Source organism: Roseateles sp. GW821-FHT09B06 (genome assembly GCF_059418245.1).
In genome coordinates, this window is the sequence record NZ_JBWKPM010000045.1 from 1 (window position 1) to 17,280 (window position 17,280).

Consider the following 17,280-nt stretch of genomic DNA (forward strand, 5'->3'; position numbering starts at 1 on the left):
CGTCAGGCTATTTACCCCCAGAACCCCCGCCTCAGCAATGTGGCGGGGGTTTTGCTTTTGCAGCGGGCGAAATGCTACTGCTTGCCGATGGCGGCGGCGGCGGTAGCCGCCGAGCGCGTCCGCCAGACGGTGGGGGGCATGCCGGTTTGGCGTTGATAGAACCGCGCGAAATAGGCCTGATCGACGAAGCCCAGGCCGTGGGCAATCTGTTTGATGCTCATGCCGGTGTAGGCCAGTTCCCGCTGCGCTTCCAGCAGCAGGCGGGCTTGCAGCAGGCTCAAGGCGGAGCGGCCCAGCACCTGACGGCAGACGCGGTTGAGCTGCGTGCCGGTAATGCCCAGCCGTTCGGCGCAGTTGGACAGCGCGGGTTGCGCACGGAATTCCTGCTCGATCAGCGCCTGATAGCGCCGCACATGCTCCTGGGCCCGGCTGCCTTGCCTATGCGTGGCCCCATCCAGCGGCAGGCTGCGTGCGCAAACCACCAGGAGCTGCAGCAGCGCGCTGTCGATGGCCAGGGCGCGCCATCCCCTGGCTGCGCCAAGGAACTCGTCGCGCAGATTCAACATGGCGCCGCAAATCCGGCCCGCCTCCTCCGGGTCTAGCGCGTGCGCTCCGGCCCTCATGACGCGGGCCTCTAGTCCGGCGTGTTGGTCCAGTAGGCGTCGCAGATGCAGAGCCTGCACGGTAATGACCAAGCCCTCGACAGCAGGGTCGAAGCGAAAGCCGTGCATCACGGCCGGCGGCAGCAGCAGCAGGCTCGGGCCCTCGACCCGCCTCAGCTGGCCATCAATGCTGGCCTCGCAAGCGCCCTTCGCGATCCAGAACAACTGGAACAGCAGCTCGTGGCGATGCGCGCGAATTTCCCATTGATGCAGACGGCTGCGCTCGGCAATGGACTCGCAATGCAGGCAGTCGACGGTACCCATGCCACGGCCCTGTTCGCCGTAGAGCGAGTGGGCGGGCAGCGGTGATTCCATGATGAGCGGCAGCTCCGTGGCGATGGCAATGTTCGAATTGTGCAAAGTTGCGGCAGATGCGTCCATTGAGGATTAGTCCCTGCTCGCCTACGCTTCGCGCATGCCTGATCACAACACGCCCTTGCGCACCCAAGTGCTGATCGTCGGCGCGGGGCCGGCCGGTTTGCTGCTGGGCCAGCTGCTGGCCAAAAGCGGTATCGCGAATACCATTGTCGAGTTGCGCAGTGCCGAGCATGTGCTGTCGCGCATTCGGGCGGGCGTGCTGGAGCCCGGCACGGTGAGCTTGCTGGACGAGGCGGGCGTCGGGCAGCGTCTGCACCGCGAGGGGTTGTCGCATGCCGGTTTCGAGCTCTGCGTTGGCGGGACCCTGCACCGCATCGACATGCAGTCCCTGGTCGGCCGCCAGGTGACGGTCTATGGCCAGACCGAGCTGACGCGCGACCTGATGGAGGCCCGCGTCGCGGGTGGCCTGCCCACCTTCTACGAGGCCGAGGACCTGCAGTTGCTGGATATCGACGGCAGCCGGCCGCGCGTCGGCTTCAGCCAGGGCGGCGTGCGGCGCGAGATCCGCTGCGACTTCATCGCCGGCTGCGACGGCTTTCACGGCATCTGCCGCCACAGCATTCCGGCCGACGTGCTGCGCACCTACGAGAAGGTCTATCCCTTTGGCTGGCTGGGCCTGCTGGCGGACGTGCCGCCGCTGGCGCATGAGCTGATTTATGTGCGCCACGAGCGCGGCTTTGCCTTGTGCAGCCAGCGCAGCCCCACGCGCAGCCGCTACTACCTGCAGGTGCCCGCCGACGCGAAGGTCGAGCAATGGTCGGACCAGGCCTTCTGGGCCGAGTTGCGCCGCCGCCTGCCGGCTGCGGTGGCGGCGCAGTTGAGTGAAGGCCCGGCCATCGAGAAGAGCATCGCGCCGCTGCGTAGCTTCGTGGCCGAGCCGATGCGTCACGGCCGCCTGTTCCTGGCCGGCGATGCCGCCCACATCGTGCCCCCCACCGGCGCCAAGGGCTTGAACCTGGCCGCCTCCGATGTGGCCTACCTCTGGCAGGGCCTGTGCGATTTCTACAAGGGCGATGCCTCGGGCCTCGACGGCTACTCGCAGCGCTGCCTGCAGCGTGTCTGGAAGGCCGAGCGTTTCTCCTGGTGGATGACCTCGCTGCTGCACCGCTTTCCCGGGCAAAGCGAGTTTGACCAGCGCCTGCAGCAGGCCGAACTGGACTATCTGCTGGCCTCGCCGCATGGCCGCAGCGTGATCGCCGAGAACTATGTGGGCCTGCCGCTTTGACCCCGGACGGCACAATCGATCAAGGAGACAAGGCATGCGTTTCGACCCGGCGCCCGCGGGCGTCTACCCCCAGCTGATCTACCCGCCCTACAAATCCACCCAGCTGCGTGGCCCCTCGCAGCCGGCGCTGCGCCTGCGGGCGCCGCTGCCGGCCGGGCGGGGCCTGGAGTTCGCGCGCAGCCTGCTGAGGCCGCAGGATGCCGACCTGAGCTGCCATGGCCGGGCCGAGCCGCTGGGCGAGAAGATCGTCGTCACCGGCCGCGTGCTGGACGAGGACGGCCACCCGGTACGCAACTCCCTGGTCGAGGTCTGGCAATGCAATGCCGCCGGCCGCTACTGGCACAAGAAGGACCAGCACGCGGCGCCGCTGGACCCCAACTTCTACGGTCTTGGCAAGATGCTGACCGACGCCGAAGGCCGCTACCGCTTCATCACCATCAAGCCCGGCCCCTACCCCTGGGGCAACCACGAGAAGGCCTGGCGCCCGGCGCACATCCATTTCTCGCTGTTCGGCAATGTGCAGGCGCAGCGCCTGGTCACGCAGATGTATTTCCCCGGCGACCCGCTGTTCGACTTCGATCCCATCTTCCAGGGCATTCCCGACATGGCGGCGCGCCAGCGCCTGGTCGCGGGTTTCAGCATGGACGAGACCGTCGGCGGCGAGATGCTGGGCTATGTGTTCGACATCGTGCTGCGCGGTCGCGGCGCCACGCCCTTCGGCCTGTGAGGAGCCTCGCACCATGAACAAGCTCGGCAAGGAATCGCGGCTGACCAGCTCCCAGACCATCGGTCCCTTCCCGCACGAGGCCTGGCAATGGGCCGTCGACGCGACGACGGGCGGGGCGCGTCCGGCATCGGCCACCTTGTGCCTCGAGGGGCGCCTGCTGGACGGCCAAGGCCAAGCGATCAACGACGGCTGGATCGAGGCCTGGACCCCATCCGCGGTCGAGCTGGAGGCCGGGGCGCCGATGCCGGGCTTTCGCCGCGTCGCCACCGACGAGGAGGGGCGCTTTCGCCTCTGGCTGAGCCCCGCCGGCCAGCCCGGCGAGCCGGCCGCCTACATCACCGTCTTTGCCCGTGGCCTGCTGATGCACCAGTTCAGCGCCGTCTTCCTGGCGGACGATCCCGGCCTGGCCGGCTCCGAACTGCTGGCCCAGGTGCCGGCGGCGCGCCGTGCCAGCCTGCTGGCGCAAGGCCTGACCCCCGGCAACTACCGCTGGGACATCCGGCTGCAGGGCGATGCGGCCGGCGAGACGGTGTTCTTCGATTACGCCTGACGCCGGGCGACCGGAAAAAAGCGCAGAGCGGCGACAATGGCCGCCAGGCGGGCAGCGAGTCCGCCCCACTTATTTCCGGAGTCCCATGAAGAGCGTCACTTCTAAAATACGCAGGCCACTCCGCGCCTTGCTGCGCGGCGGCCTCACCGGCCTCACCGGGCTGACCCTCGCCGCCGGCCTGGCCCATGCGCAGCCCGCGCCGCCTCCCAAGACCGCCTTTGTCTATGTGAGCCCGGTCGGCGATGCCGGCTGGACCTACCAGCATGACCAGGGCCGCCGCGCGATGGAGCAGGCCCTGGGCCTGCAGGCCACGGTCGTCGAGGGCGTGAACGAGGGGCCGGACTCCGAGCGCGTGATGCGCGACCTGGCCGCGCAGGGCCACCAGCTGATCTTCGCCACCAGCTTCGGCTATCTGGAGCCGGCACTGCGCGTCGCGGCCGAGTTCCCGCAGGTCAGGTTCGAGCATGCCGGCGGCTACAAGACCGCGGCCAACCTGAACACCTATAACGCACGCTTCTACGAGGGCCGCTACCTGGCCGGCCTGCTGGCCGGCAAGAGCAGCCAGAGCGGCGTGGCCGGCTATGTGGCGGGCTTTGCGCTGCCCGAGGTGATCCAGGGCATCAACGCCTTCACCCTGGGCATGCAGGCCGCCAATCCCAGGGCGCAGGTGAAGGTGATCTGGCTCAACGCCTGGTACGACCCGCCGCGCGAGCGCGAGGCTGCGCTGACCCTGATCAACCAGGGGGCCGATGTGCTGACCAACCACAGCGGCTCGCCCGCCGTGCCGCAGGCGGCCGAGGAGAAGGGCGTCAAGCTGATCGCCTACACCAGCGACATGCGCCGTTTCGCACCGAATGCCCAGCTGGCGGCCGTCACCCACCATTGGGGCGCCTACTACACGCAGCAGGTCCAGGCGCTGCAGGCCGGCCGCTGGAAGCCGCAGCCGGTCTGGGGCGGGCTGAAGAGCGGCATGATAGAACTGTCGGCGCTCAGCCCCGCGGTGCCCAAGGCCACGCGCGCCTTGATCGAGCAGCGCCGCAAGGACATCGTGGCCGGCCGCTTCACGCCCTTCTCCGGCCGGCTGGTGGACGCGCAGGGCCAGGAACGCCTCGCCCAGGGGGCGCTGGACGACGAGGCCATCGCCACGATGAACTGGTTCGTCCGGGGCGTCCAGGGCGGCGCGACGGGCCGCTAGAGCCCCCGGGGCGCCTTCCCCGGCCGCCCGTCCCCGGCCACGCTGCTCTGGCCTAGACTCCCCGGGCAAACCACAGCCTGGGAGGGCCGATGAAGCAGCAGGGGGGGCGCAGCGCAAAGCTGGAGAAGCTGGCGGGATCCATGGTTCTGCTGATGGCGGCCGCGCTGGCGCAGGCCGCCAGCGTCGTGCAGGTCAGCCCGCAGGGCGAGGTGGCGCAGGCGGTGCGCCAGCTGCGCCTGCGCTTCTCCGAAGCGGTGATGCCGCAAGGCGATCCGCGCCTGCCGGATCCGGCTGCGCTGTCCTGCGATGGCCTGCCCGCCCCCAAGGGCAACGGCCGCTGGTCCGGTGCCAACGAATGGCTGTTCGACCTGAACGAGCCGCTGCCGGCCGGCGCGCGTTGCCGCATCGCGCTGCGCGCCGAGTTCAAGCCGCTGCAGGGCGAGCTGAGCGGCCCGCGCGAGTTCATGTTCAACACCGGCGCGCCCAGCGTCGTGCAGGTCGAGCCCTGGCCGGGCAGCCGCATCGAGGAGGGCCAGGCCTTCCTGCTGCAGCTGACCGGCGCGATCAAGCCCGAGAGCCTGGCGCGCGGCGCCTGGTGCGAGGCGGAGGGCATCGGCGAACGCCTGCCGGTGCGTGCGATCACCGGGCCCGAGCGCGAGGCGCTGCTGAAGAGCAAGCGCATCGCCGCCCGGCTGCAGGAGCGCTACCTGCTCTTAAGCTGCCAGCGCCCGCTGCCGCCCAAGGCACGCGTGCGCCTGGTCTGGGGGCCGGGTCTTGCCTCGGCGCTGAACCCGCAGCTGCTGACGCGCGCGGAGCAGCGTTTCGACTACCAGGTGCGCGAGCCGCTGACGGCCGAGTTCAGCTGCGAGCGCGAACGCGCCGGCGCGCCCTGCCTGCCGATCCGGCCGTTGTCGCTGCGCTTCTCCGATCCGGTGCCGCGCGAGGCGGCGCTGGCCGTGCGGCTGAAGCCTGCGAGCGGTTCAGCCATCGCGCCGCTGATCGATAAGGACGACAAGTCGGCCGAGCTGTCCGAGATCCGCTTCCCGACGCCGCTGGCCGAGAACGCGGCCCTCACGCTCGAGCTGCCCGCCGGCCTGAAGGATGCCAGCGGCCGGCCCCTGTCCAATGCCGCCAGCTTCCCGCTGAAGGTCGTCACCGGCGGCGCGCCGCCGATCGCCAAGTTCGCGGCCGCGCCCTTCGGCATCATCGAGCTGCCGACCGAGCGCGAGGCGGGCAGTCCCGCGCTGCTGCCGATCACGCTGCGCCACACGCAGCAGGACATGGCCGCCGGCGCGGTGCGCCTGAAACGCCTGGACGGCGATGCCGAGGTGCTGGCCGCCCATCTGAAGCTCAAGCGCTGGCATGAGACCCGGCTGCCGGCGCGCGAGCTGGGCCTGCCCAGCTCGCAATGGACCGAGATGGTGGAGGAGACCAACGCCCAGGGCCGCACGATCTCGCGCAAGGTCACCCGCTATGTCGCGACCCGCGAGGTGCCGCTGCTGGACGCCAAGGACCCGGCCTCGCAACAACTGACCCTGCCGGCGCTGAAGGTCGAGGACCCGCGCCCCTTCGAGGTGGTCGGCCTGCCGATCGCGACGCCGGGCTATCACGTCGTCGAGATCGCATCAAAGCGCCTGGGCCAGGCCCTGCTGGACAAGTCCGAACCGATGTATGTGCGCACCGGCGTGCTGGTCACCAATCTGGGCGTGCACTTCAAATGGGGGCGCGAGAACAGCCTGGTCTGGGTCACCAGCCTGGACCGCGGCCGGCCGGTGGCCGGCGCCGAGGTGGCGGTCAGCGACTGCCGCGGCAAGCGCCTGTGGGCCGGCAAGACCGATGCGCAGGGCCGCGCCGCGGTGCCGCAGGCGCTGATGCTGCCGCGCGGTGCTGCCGGCGAGCGCTGCGAGGGCGAGTACGGCTTCTTCGTCACCGCCCGCAGCAAGAGCCCGCTGGGCGTGCAGGACATGGCCTTCGTGTTCAGCGACTGGAACCGCGGCATCGAATCCTGGCGCTTCAACCACCCGACGGCGCGCGGCGCCGCGCCCGACGCGCGCGCCCACACGGTGCTGGACCGCAGCCTGCTGCGCGCCGGCGAGACGGTGTCGATGAAGCATTTCTTCCGCTTCGAGACCGGGCAAGGCCTGACCCTGCCCAAGGCCGAGCAGCTGCCCACCCGCGTGCGCCTGACCCATGAGGGAAGCGGCCAGGAGTTCCTACTGCCCGAGCCGCTGGCCTGGGAGGGTCAGCGCAGCGCGCTGAGCCAATGGGCGATCCCGCCGGCCGCCAAGCTGGGCGTCTACCGGGTCAGCCTGGAACGTGGCGAGGGCGCGAGCAAGCGCAGCTGGTCCAGCGGCGACTTCCGCGTCGAGGAGTTCCGTGTGCCCCTGGTCGAGGCGAGCCTGACGCCGCCCAAGGGCCCGCTGGTGTCGCCCACCGAGCTGCAGATCCCGGCGCAGCTGAACTATCTGTCGGGCGGCGGCATGGCCCAGGTGCCGCTGTCGGTGTCGGCCCTGCTGCGCCCGCGCGGCCTGGGCTTCGCCGGCTACGAGGACTTCCAGTTTCAGCCGCCGCGCGATCCGGCGAGTGCCGCGCAGGCGCCGGACGAGGAGTCCGATGGCGAGACGCCGCAGCGCGCCGCCAAGCTGGTGGCCGACAAGCTGGCCCTGACGACCGACGCCCTGGGCGCGGCCACGATCGCGCTGAAGGGCCTGCCCAAGGTGGCGGAGCCGAGCGAGCTGCTGACCGAGCTCAGCTTCAACGACCCCAACGGCGAGCGTCAGACCCGCGCCGTCAGCCTGCCGCTGTGGCCGGCCCGGCTGGTGCTGGGCCTGCGCGCGGCCTCCTGGGCCAGCAACCGCGGCAAGGTCGCGTTCAAGGTGGTGGCGCTGGACCTGAGCGGCAAACCGCTGGCCGGGCAGAGCATCGCGGTGCGCGCCCGGCTGACGCAGACCCTGTCCACGCGCAAGCGCATGGTCGGCGGCTTCTATGCCTACGACAACAAGGTGGAGCTGAAGGAGCTGGGCGCGGTGTGCAGCGGCACGAGCGACGCCCAGGGCCTGCTGGCCTGCGAGGCGAAGCTCGATGCGGCCGGCCAGGTGGAGCTGATCGCCGCGGCCAAGGACGCCGAGGGCCGCGCGGTCGAGGCCGCCACCGGCGTCTGGATCACGCGCCAGGGCGAGCTCTGGTTCGCGCAGGACAACGATGACCGCATCGATCTGCTGCCCGAGAAGCGCGCCTACGAGCCCGGCGAGACCGCGCGCCTGCAGCTGCGCATGCCCTACCGCGAGGCGACCGCGCTGGTCGCGATCGAGCGCGAGGGCATCATCGACAGCCGGGTCGTCACGGTGCGCGGCGACGATCCGACGATCGAGCTGAAGATCGAGCGCGACTGGTCGCCCAATGTCTATGTCTCGGTGCTGGCGCTGCGCGGCCGCGTGCACCATGTGCCCTGGTACAGCTTCTTCACCTGGGGCTGGCGCGCGCCGCGCGACTGGTGGCGCGACTGGCGCGCCGGCCGCGACTACCAGGCCCCGACCGCGCTGGTGGACCTGGCCAAGCCCTCGTTCAAGCTGGGCGTCGCGGCGCTGCAGGTGGGGCTGGCGCGGCACCGGCTGCAAGTGACGGTGACGCCCGACAAGCCGCAGTACGGCGTGCGCCAGAAGGCGCAGGCGCGCATCAAGGTGCTGAACCCGGACGGCCGGCCGGCCGCCGGCGCGGAGCTGGCCTTCGCGGCGGTGGACGAGGGCCTGCTGGCGCTGCGGCCGAACCAGAGCTGGGACCTGCTGAACGCGATGCTGCGGCAGCGCCCCTGGGGCGTGGAGACCGCCAGCGCGCAGAGCGAGATCATCGGCCGGCGCCATTACGGCCGCAAGGCGGTGGCCGCGGGCGGCGGCGGCGGGCGCGGCGCGACGCGCGAGCTGTTCGACACGCTGCTGCTGTGGCAGCCGCGGGTCAAGCTCGACGCCAAGGGCGAGGCCCTGGTCGAGGTGCCGCTGAACGATTCGCTGACCAGCTTCCGCCTGGTGGCGGTGGCCGATGCCGGCGCCCAGGCCTTCGGCAGCGGCCAGGCCCTGGTGCGGGTCACGCAGGACCTGCAACTGCTGTCGGGCCTGCCGCCGCTGGTGCGCGAGGGCGACCGGTTCCAGGCGCTGCTGACCCTGCGCAACACGACGAACCGCGAGATGAGGCTGCGCGCCAGCCTGGCCGGTATGGCCAATCTCGGCTCCGACGCCGGTCCGGAGATCCACCGCCAGCCGCTGAGCCAGAGTCTGAATCTCGGGCCGCAAGACCTGACCCTGGCCGCCGGCGCGGCGCGCGAACTGCAATGGAGCGTCAGCGTGCCGCCCGGTGCGGTCAGCCTGGCCTGGGAGGCCGAGGTGGCGGAGCAAGGCAGTGCCAATGGGGAGGGTAGGGCCCGTGACCGCATGAAGACCACGCAGCTGGTCGTGCCCGCGGTGCCGGTGCGGGTGCTGCAGGCCAGCCTGAGCCAACTGGACGGGCGCCTGAGCCTGCCGGTCGCGGCGCCGACGGACGCGCTGCCGGGCCGCGGCGGCGTCAATGTGGCGCTGCAGCCCAGGCTGAGCGGCGCGCTGCCCGGACTGCGGCGCTTCTTCGAGACCTATCCCTACAGCTGCCTGGAGCAGCTGAGCTCGAAGGCCATCGGGCTGGGCGACGCCGCGCTATGGCAGGCGCTGATGGGCCGCCTGCCGACCTATCTGGATGCAGACGGCCTGGCCGGTTACTTCCCGCCGCGCGGCGATCAGGCGCCGCAGGGCAGCGACCGCCTGAGCGCCCATCTGCTGGCGGCCTCGCATGAGGCGGGCCTGCCCCTGCCGGAAGGCGCGCGCCAGGCGATGCTGGACGGCCTCGTCGCCTTCGTCGAGGGCCGCGTGCAGCGGCGCTTCTGGTCGCCGAAGCCGCCGGGTCTGGATAGCGAGGTGCGCCGCATCGCCGCGCTGGAGGCTCTGTCGCGCCACGGCCGTGCCAGCCCGCGCCTGCTGGCCACCGTCGACGCGCGCAATATCGGCAGCTGGCCCACCGCCGCGCTGATCGACTGGCTGCAGATCCATCGCCGTCTCGCCGGTGCGCCGGAGCGCGACAAGCGCATCGCCGAGGCCGAGGCGCAGCTGCGCAGCCGCCTCACGTATGCCGGCACCACCCTGAAGTTCAGCAACGAGGAGGGCGACGCCTGGTGGTGGCTGATGGACAGCGCCGATGCCAACGCCGCGCGGCTGATCCTCGCGGTGCTGGAGTCGCCGGGCTGGCAGGACGAGCTGCCGCGCCTGCTGCAGGGCGCACTCGGCCGGCAGAGGCAGGGCGCCTGGGGCACGACCACCGCCAATCTCTGGGGCGTGCTGGCGCTGCAGAAGTTCGCGGCGCGCTACGAATCCGCCAGGCCGGTGGGCAAGAGCGTCGCGGTGCTGGGCGGCAAGACCCTGAACCTGGACTGGACGCGCCAGCCCGAGGGCGCCGCGATGCTGCTGCCCTGGCCGGCGCAGGCCGGCACACTGTCGGTGGAGCAGCTGGGCCCGGGCAAGCCCTGGGTCACGGTGCAGAGCCTGGCCGCGCTGCCGCTGAAGGCGCCGCTGGTCTCGGGTTACCGCATCAGCAAGAGCCTGCAGCCCGTCGAGCAGAAGGTGAAGGAGCGCTGGAGCCGCGGCGACGTGGTGCGCGTGCGCCTGGAGCTGGAGGCGCAGGCCGACATGAGCTGGGTCGTGCTGTCCGACCCGGTGCCCGGCGGCGCCACCATCCTGGGCTCGGGCCTGGGCGGCGACTCGTCGATCGCGGCCCAGGACGAGAAGCAGGAGGGCGCTGCCTGGCTGGCCTATGAGGAGCGCGGCTTCGAGGCCTGGCGCGGCTACTACCAATACCTGCCACGCGGCAAGCATGTCATCGAGTACACGCTGCGGCTCAACAACCCCGGCCGCTTCCAGCTGCCGCCGACGCGCGCCGAGGCGATGTATGCACCGGACAGCTTTGGCGAGCTGCCGAATGCGGCGCTCGAGGTGGCGCCGTGACCGAGTTTCGACGCAGGACACCCGCGTTGCCTGGAGCGGGACGGCAGGGCGTGCTGCGGAGCGAAGTAAAGGGGGAGGCTGCGGCCATGGGCCGCGGCCGGAGGACATGAGCGGAGTAGCGCGCCCTGGCGGCCTGCTCCATCGCGCCATCTTCCGCATGTCGTCGGGTGGTCGCCAAGAGCAGGGGGTGGGGGGCTTCGCTCATGCTTCAGGCTGGCGCCTGAAGCGCTCGCCAGGCACAAACAGTCCACCGGACTGTTTGTGTTCGGGCTCGCTCCCCCGGGCCGGGCGATGCCCGTCCCTCCTCCTTGACTTCGCTGCGCCCCCCACCCCCTGCTCTTGGCCATCGCTGCACCGAGGTCTGCGGCGAGGGCTGTGCGGTGTGCTTCTGATGGCTTGCGGCGTAGCTTTTGCCGGCGTGCCCAGCTTTGCCGACGTGAAGACCGCCCATCGCGTCTCCGATTTCACCCTGCTCGATCGCCGCGGCGAGCCGTTGCAGACCCTGAGGCTGGACAAGAGCCGGCGCGTGCTGGCCTGGGTGCCGCTGGCCGAGATGTCGCCGGCGCTGCTGCAGGCCCTGCTGCTCAGCGAGGACCGGCGCTTCTACGAGCACAGCGGCGTCGACTGGAACGCCGTGGCCTCCAGCGCCTGGGCCAATCTGTGGAACCGGCGCACGCGCGGCGCCTCCACGCTGACGATGCAGCTGGCCGGCCTGGTCGACGAGGCATTAGCTCGCCCCGGCGGCGGCCGCGGCGTGGCGCAGAAGCTCGGCCAGGTCGTGGTGGCGAAGCAGCTGGAGGCGCGCTGGAGCAAGGCGCAGATCCTCGAGGCCTATCTGAACAGCGTGCCCTTCCGCGGCGAGCTGGTGGGCATCAACGCGCTGTCGCAGGTGTTGTTCGGCAAGGCGCCCGCCGGGCTGGATGCGCAGGAGGCCGCGCTGGCCGCGGCCCTGCTGCGCGCGCCGAACGCGCAGCCGGCGCTGGTGGCGCAGCGCGCCTGCGCGCTGCTCGCCGAACAGCGCCTGCCCTGTGTCGGCGCCGAAGGCCAGTTGTCGGCCGCGCTGGAGCGTCGTGCCGGCATGCCGCTGGGCGAGCAGCTGGCGCCGCATTACGCGCGCCGGGTGCTGCGCGCCGACGGCCCGGCCGCGCAGCGCAGCAGCCTGGACGGCGGCCTGCAGCGCCTGGCCGTCACGGCCCTGAAGCGCCAACTGGGCGAGCTGTCGGGCCGCAATGTCGAGGACGGCGCGGTGCTGGTGCTGGACAACGCCAGCGGCGCGGTGCTGGCCTGGGTGGGCAGCAGCGGCGGGGAGATTTCCAGCGCCGCGCAGGTGGACGGCGTGCTGGCGCGGCGCCAGCCGGGCTCGACCCTGAAACCCTTCGTCTACCAGCTGGCGCTGGAGAAGCGCCTGATCACCGCGGCCAGCCTGCTGGACGATTCGCCGGCCCAGCTGGCTACCGGCCATGGCCTGTACCTGCCGCAGAACTACGACCGCGATTTCCGCGGCTGGATCAGCGTGCGTGCGGCCCTGGGCAACAGCCTCAACGTGCCGGCCGTGCGCGTCGGTGCGATGCTGGGTGCCGACGCGCTGTTCGCACGCCTCAATGCCTGGGGGCTGCAACTGCCCGAAAGCGGCGGCTACTACGGCGACTCGCTGGCGCTGGGCAGCCCCGATGTCAGCCTGGCCGCGCTCGCCAACGCCTACCGCGCGCTGGCCAACGGCGGCCTGCTCAAGCCCATCGGCGCGACCGGGCCGGTGCGGCGCGTGGCCGAGGCGGCCAGCAGCTTCATCGTGGCCGACATGCTGGCCGACAACAGCGCACGCGCATTGAGCTTCGGCCTTGCCAGCGAACTGGCCACGCGCGGCTATGCCGCGGTCAAGACCGGCACCAGCAAGGACCTGCGCGACAACTGGTGCCTCGGCTTCTCGGACCGCTACACGGTGGGCGTCTGGGTTGGCAATGCCGGCGGCGCGCCGATGCATGGGGTCAGCGGCGTCAGCGGCGCCGCACCGGTGTGGCAGGCGCTGATGCAGGCGCTGCATGCGGGCCGGCCTTCGCAGGCGCCGAGCGCGCCGCCCGGCCTGCTGCGCCAGCATGTCGCCTTCGAGGGCGGCCGTGGCGAGCCGGCGCGGCCCGAGTGGTTTCTGCGCGGTACCGAGCAGGGCCTGATGCGCGCCAGCGCCCAGACCCGCGGCCCGGTGCTGGCCGGCATCGCCAATCCGGTGGAGGGCGCCATCTTCGCGCTGGATCCCGACATCCCGCCGGCCGCGCAGCGCCTCACCTTCGAGGGCCAGGCCGGCACCTGGGTGCTGGACGGCCGGCGCATGGGGCAGGGCCGGCGCCTGCACTGGGCACCGTGGCCGGGCCGGCACGAGCTGCAGTTGCTCGATGCACGGGGTCAGGTCTTGCAGACTCTGCGCTTCGAGGTGCGCGGTGCGGGTTTGAAGCAGGGCCGCTGAGCCGGCCGGACGGGCATACTGCGGCGCATCCCGAACGGAGTGCCGATGATGCGACGCCTGGGCTGCTGGCTGATCCTCCTCATGGCGGCGCTGACCGGCGCCGCCCAGGCCCAGCCGCGCGTGCTGCGCTACGCCAGCGCCTACGATCCCCAGACCATGGATCCGCATGCGCTGGCGCTGCAGTACCACACGCGCGTCGTCACGCAGATCTACGAAGGCCTGGTCAACCGCGACGAGCAGTTCCGCCTGGCGCCCTCGCTGGCCCTGTCCTGGGCGGCGCTCGATGCCAGGACCTGGCGCTTCAAGCTGCGCCCCGGCGTGAGGTTCCACGACGGCAGCGCCTTCACGGCCGACGATGTGGTGTTCTCGGTCGAGCGCGCGCTGGCGCGCGAATCGCAGCGGGCGACCCAGCTGCGCGGCGTGCTGGGCGCGAAGAAGATCGACGCGCTGACGGTCGATGTGCAGCTGGCCGCGCCGGACGCGCTGCTGCCCGAGAAGTTCTGGCTGATCGCGATGATGAGCAAGGCCTGGTGCGAGCAGCACCAGGTGAGCCGACCGCAGGACTACAACGCCAGGCAGGAAACCCATGCGGTGCGCCATGCGATGGGCACCGGCCCTTTCGTGCTGAAGCGCTACGAAGCCGACGTCGGCACGCTGCTGACGGCCAACCCCGACTGGTGGGGCCGCGCCACGCACCGCGGCAATCTGGACGAGGCGCGGTACCAGGTGATCCAGTCCGATGCCACGCGGCTGGCCGCGCTGCGCTCGGGCCAGCTGGACTTCGTGATCGATCCGCCCTTCCAGGACGTGGGGCGGCTGCGCCAGGACCGGGGCCTGAAGCTGCTGGAGACGAGCGACATCGGCACCCAGTACCTGGCCTTCGACCAGCACCGCAGCGAGCTGCCCGGCAGCGATGTGAAGGGGCGCAACCCCTTCAAGGACCTGCGCGTGCGCCGCGCCGTCTACCACGCGATCGACATGGACCTGATCGCGCGCCAGGTGCTGCGCGGTCAGGCCGTGCCCGCCGGCTCGCATCTCTCCGCCCTGGTGGATGGCTATCTGCCGGCGCTGGAACAACGCCTGCCCCACGACCCGGCGCTGGCGCGCAGGCTGCTGGCCGAGGCCGGCTATCCGCGCGGCTTCTCGGTGGTGTTCGACTGCGTCAATGTCTCCTACCGCCAGGCCAGCTGTCAGGCCATCGCCGCGATGCTGAAGAAGGTGGGCATCGCGGCCCAGTTGGTGGCCTCGCCCAGCAGCATCTTCTTTCCCAAGCTGAGCCAGGCCAGCGCCAGCCTGCTGGAATATGGCTGGTCGCCCGGGGCCGATGCCTGGAACGTGCTGAACTCGCTGGTGCACAGCCACGACCCCAAGAGCGGCGGCGCCTTCAATGCCGGTCGCTACAGCAATGCCCGGCTCGATGCGCTGATCGACGCCATCGCCATCGAACCCGAGCTGGCGCGGCGCCGCCAGCTGGTGGGGGAGGCCCTGCAACTGATGCACGAGGAGCTGCCGCTGCTGCCGCTGTACCGCATCAAGCACAGCTGGGTGATGAAGCCCGCGGTGCAGGCGGTGCAATGGCCCAACAGCGTGCTGGAGCTGCGCTGGGTACGCCTGCCCTAGCGCGTCCTAGCGCGTGACGGTGCGCCGGAACAGCGGTCGTCGTGCCCCTGGTGTGGCCGCGGGCGCCGGCGTAGCATGGCAGCAGGTCCAACAACCCCCGGGGGACCCATGGCGACGCTGGACTTTGCCGTCGAACGCCAGCGCATGCTGGCGCATATCGCCACCCAGGCGGTCTGCCTGACCCTGCGTCTGGGCAAGGCCGCGCTGGACGTGCGCGTGCTCGAGGCCCTGGAGCATGTGCCGCGGCATGAGTTCCTGCCGCCCGAGCTGCGCCCGCTGGCCTATGCCGACACGGCCCTGCCGGCGGCCTGCGGCAAGACCGTGTCGCAGCCGCTGATCGTCGCGCTGATGAGCGATCTGCTGGCGCTGCGGCCCGCGCATCGCGTGCTGGAGATCGGCACCGGCATGGGCTATCAGACCGCGGTCCTGGCCGAGCTGGCCGGGCAGGTGTGCAGCATCGAGCGCATCCCGGCCTTGTCGCGCGGCGCGCGGCAGCGGCTGGACCGGCTGGGCTACGGGCAGGCGGGCCGGATCGAGCTGCGCATCGGCGATGGGCGCCTGGGCTGGCCCGAACGCGCGCCCTTCGATGCCATCATCGTCACCGCGGCGGCCGAGCAGGTGCCGCCGGCCCTGCTGGCGCAGCTGCGCCCCGGCGGGCGGCTGGTGATGCCGCTGGGGCCGCTGTCGGCGCAGCAACTGGTGGTGGGCGAGCGCCACATGGACGGCGGCCTGAGCCTGCGCGCCCTGCTGCCGGTGCTGTTCTCGCTGCTGGAAGGGGACGAGGCCGACGCCGCCCAGTGAGCCGGCGCGGCCAAGCCATCGTCCCCGATGGCCCGCTGGCTCAGGCCGCCATCAGGTCCAGCGCCGGGCTGGCGTTCTGCCGGTTGCCGGCCAGGCCGGCGTACTGGCGCAGCAGCAGGTTCGCCAGCGGGTCGAAGGCCGCGGCCTGCGAGCTGCCGGCCTGGCTGTCGTCCTGCTGCTCCGCGCCCGCGTCTCCCGCCTCCGGGGACGCCAGGGCCTGCGTGAAGGCGCTGGCCAGCCGGGTGCCGAAGGACTCGGTCTCGTCGGCGCCGAGCGTGCCGTCGCCATCGCTGTCGCTGGCCGCGATCGCGCGCTGCAGCGCGCCGGCCAGGCGTTCCTGCGGCGAGACGACGCCGTCGCCATTGCTGTCGAGGGCATCGACGCTGCCGCTCTCCTCCTCGGCCGCGCCGGGCGGCGGCGGTGGCCGCATGCCGCCGGGGCCTCCACCCCTCATGCGTTGCGCAAACTCCAGCGTGGACGAGGGCGGGGGCCGCAGGTTCTTCAGGCCGCTGTCGAGTTCCTCGCTGCCGAGGCTGCCATCGCCGTCGCCGTCCATCGCCGCGAACCGCTCCTCGGCATCGCCCAGCGAGCCGCCGGACATCTCGGACAGGCGCGCCAGCACCGTCTGCAGCTCGCTCGCATCGACGCCGCCGCTGCCGTCGGCGTCCGCCTTAGCGAACATCTGCGCGCGCCGGGCCTCGGCCCGCGCCATCCTTATTTCGGCCCAGGCTGTGCTTGCGCCGCCGCCTATTCCGCCGATCGCGCTCATAGTCACTCCTCGAAGTTGAGATGCTGCCGGACGGGCTTGCTAAGAGGCCCCATCCGGCGCATCCGATTCTTCGCAGCGCGTGTTGCTGGCGCGTCGCCGGCATGTGTCAAGGCCGGCACAAAGGGGCTGTCGAGCCCTCGAACAGCGCGGCCTTGGCCCGCCTGTTCCGGCGCTGCCTCATGGCGGGCGCTAGCCGGACAGGCCCAGCAGGGCCGGCAGCTCGCCCATGCAGCCGAACACGCGGGTGGCGCCGGCCGCCTTCAGCGCCCGGCCATCGCCCTGCGCCGCGTAGCCGAACACGGTGGCGCCGGCCGCCACACCGGCGCGCACGCCGGTGGGCGAGTCCTCCACCACGGCGCAGCGCGCCGGCGCCACGCCCAGGGCGCGCGCCGCGGCCAGGTAGACATCGGGCGCGGGCTTGTTCAGCGCCTGTTCATAGCCGCTGAAGACGCGGCCGGGCAGGAAGAAGGGCGCCAGGCCGGTGCAAGCGAGCTGCAGCTCGATCTTGCCGCGGTCCGCGCCGGAGGCGCAGGCCATGCGTTCGCCGTAGCGGGAGCGCAGCAGGTCGAGCGTCTCGCGCAGCCGCGGCACTGCGCGCACCTCGGCGCTCAGACGCTCGTCCCGGCGAGCGCGGAATTCGCTCAGCCACTGCGTCGTGACCGGCCGTCCGGTCTGCGCCTCGATCAGCGGCGACTGGTCGAGCACCGCCTTGCCCAGGAAGATGGCCAGGCATTCCTGCGGCGTCATCACCCAGCCGGCCTCGGCCAGCATGTCTCGCAACACGGCGCTCGTGATGGGCTCGCTGTCCACCAGCACCCCGTCGCAATCGAACAGCACGGCATCGAACTTCAACATCGTCTCCTGAGCGGCTATATTTC

General features: G+C 71.4%; 11 protein-coding genes. 8 read left to right on the forward strand and 3 right to left on the reverse strand.

All coding sequences use genetic code 11. From position 1 onward, the window contains the following. Positions 1-74: 74 nt before the first annotated feature. Positions 75-1,043 carry a helix-turn-helix domain-containing protein gene (locus tag AC07OQ_RS23585; protein WP_495055588.1) on the reverse strand — a complete coding sequence of 323 codons (969 nt, stop codon included), beginning with the start codon at positions 1,041-1,043 and terminating at the stop codon, positions 75-77. 55 nt (positions 1,044-1,098) lie between these two features. Here AC07OQ_RS23585 and pobA point away from each other — a divergent pair, with 55 nt between their 5' ends. From pobA to AC07OQ_RS23625, 8 genes are all read left to right on the forward strand, one after another. Next, positions 1,099-2,265 (forward strand): 4-hydroxybenzoate 3-monooxygenase, encoded by a 1,167-nt coding sequence (gene pobA, locus AC07OQ_RS23590; protein ID WP_495055609.1) that lies wholly within the window; start codon positions 1,099-1,101, stop codon positions 2,263-2,265. 34 nt (positions 2,266-2,299) lie between these two features. Next, positions 2,300-2,992, forward strand: a complete 693-nt coding sequence (gene pcaH, locus AC07OQ_RS23595) for a protocatechuate 3,4-dioxygenase subunit beta (protein ID WP_495055589.1) — start codon at positions 2,300-2,302, stop codon at positions 2,990-2,992. Between the two features lie 13 nt (positions 2,993-3,005). Continuing rightward, positions 3,006-3,542, forward strand: coding sequence for a peptidase associated/transthyretin-like domain-containing protein (locus tag AC07OQ_RS23600; RefSeq protein WP_495055590.1), 537 nt, complete (start codon positions 3,006-3,008; stop codon positions 3,540-3,542). 85 nt (positions 3,543-3,627) lie between these two features. Next, positions 3,628-4,737: a BMP family ABC transporter substrate-binding protein gene (locus AC07OQ_RS23605; RefSeq protein WP_495055591.1), complete on the forward strand. Its 1,110-nt coding sequence runs from the start codon at positions 3,628-3,630 to the stop codon at positions 4,735-4,737. Between the two features lie 140 nt (positions 4,738-4,877). Further along, the gene (locus AC07OQ_RS23610) at positions 4,878-10,754 is read left to right on the forward strand and encodes an alpha-2-macroglobulin family protein (protein WP_495055592.1); all 5,877 of its coding nucleotides are present in this window, start codon (positions 4,878-4,880) and stop codon (positions 10,752-10,754) included. A gap of 391 nt (positions 10,755-11,145) precedes the next feature. After that, positions 11,146-13,212, forward strand: a complete 2,067-nt coding sequence (pbpC, locus tag AC07OQ_RS23615; protein ID WP_495055593.1) for a penicillin-binding protein 1C — start codon at positions 11,146-11,148, stop codon at positions 13,210-13,212. Between the two features lie 45 nt (positions 13,213-13,257). Then, entirely contained in the window at positions 13,258-14,832 is a 1,575-nt protein-coding gene (locus tag AC07OQ_RS23620; protein WP_495055594.1) for an ABC transporter substrate-binding protein, read from the forward strand. 108 nt (positions 14,833-14,940) lie between these two features. Then, complete coding sequence (locus tag AC07OQ_RS23625; protein WP_495055595.1) at positions 14,941-15,633, forward strand: protein-L-isoaspartate(D-aspartate) O-methyltransferase; 693 nt, start codon at positions 14,941-14,943, stop codon at positions 15,631-15,633. Positions 15,634-15,673: 40 nt separating this feature from the next. On the opposite strand, the gene AC07OQ_RS23630 is transcribed toward AC07OQ_RS23625, so the two are convergent. After that, positions 15,674-16,315 carry a hypothetical protein gene (locus AC07OQ_RS23630; RefSeq protein WP_495055596.1) on the reverse strand — a complete coding sequence of 214 codons (642 nt, stop codon included), beginning with the start codon at positions 16,313-16,315 and terminating at the stop codon, positions 15,674-15,676. A gap of 276 nt (positions 16,316-16,591) precedes the next feature. Beyond that, a complete protein-coding gene (locus AC07OQ_RS23635; protein WP_495055610.1) occupies positions 16,592-17,254 on the reverse strand; it encodes an HAD family hydrolase in 663 nt (220 codons plus the stop codon). Positions 17,255-17,280 lie beyond the last annotated feature (26 nt).

Excerpts from the sequence above, each read along its gene's own strand:
- AC07OQ_RS23585 (WP_495055588.1), bottom strand. The coding sequence starts at position 1,043 with ATGGACGCATCTGCCGCAACTTTGCACAATTCGAACATTGCCATCGCC.
- pcaH (WP_495055589.1), top strand. The coding sequence starts at position 2,300 with ATGCGTTTCGACCCGGCGCCCGCGGGCGTCTACCCCCAGCTGATCTAC.
- AC07OQ_RS23600 (WP_495055590.1), top strand. The coding sequence starts at position 3,006 with ATGAACAAGCTCGGCAAGGAATCGCGGCTGACCAGCTCCCAGACCATC.
- AC07OQ_RS23605 (WP_495055591.1), top strand. The coding sequence starts at position 3,628 with ATGAAGAGCGTCACTTCTAAAATACGCAGGCCACTCCGCGCCTTGCTG.
- AC07OQ_RS23610 (WP_495055592.1), top strand. The coding sequence starts at position 4,878 with ATGGTTCTGCTGATGGCGGCCGCGCTGGCGCAGGCCGCCAGCGTCGTG.
- pbpC (WP_495055593.1), top strand. The coding sequence starts at position 11,146 with ATGGCTTGCGGCGTAGCTTTTGCCGGCGTGCCCAGCTTTGCCGACGTG.
- AC07OQ_RS23620 (WP_495055594.1), top strand. The coding sequence starts at position 13,258 with ATGATGCGACGCCTGGGCTGCTGGCTGATCCTCCTCATGGCGGCGCTG.
- AC07OQ_RS23625 (WP_495055595.1), top strand. The coding sequence starts at position 14,941 with ATGGCGACGCTGGACTTTGCCGTCGAACGCCAGCGCATGCTGGCGCAT.
- AC07OQ_RS23630 (WP_495055596.1), bottom strand. The coding sequence starts at position 16,315 with ATGTTCGCTAAGGCGGACGCCGACGGCAGCGGCGGCGTCGATGCGAGC.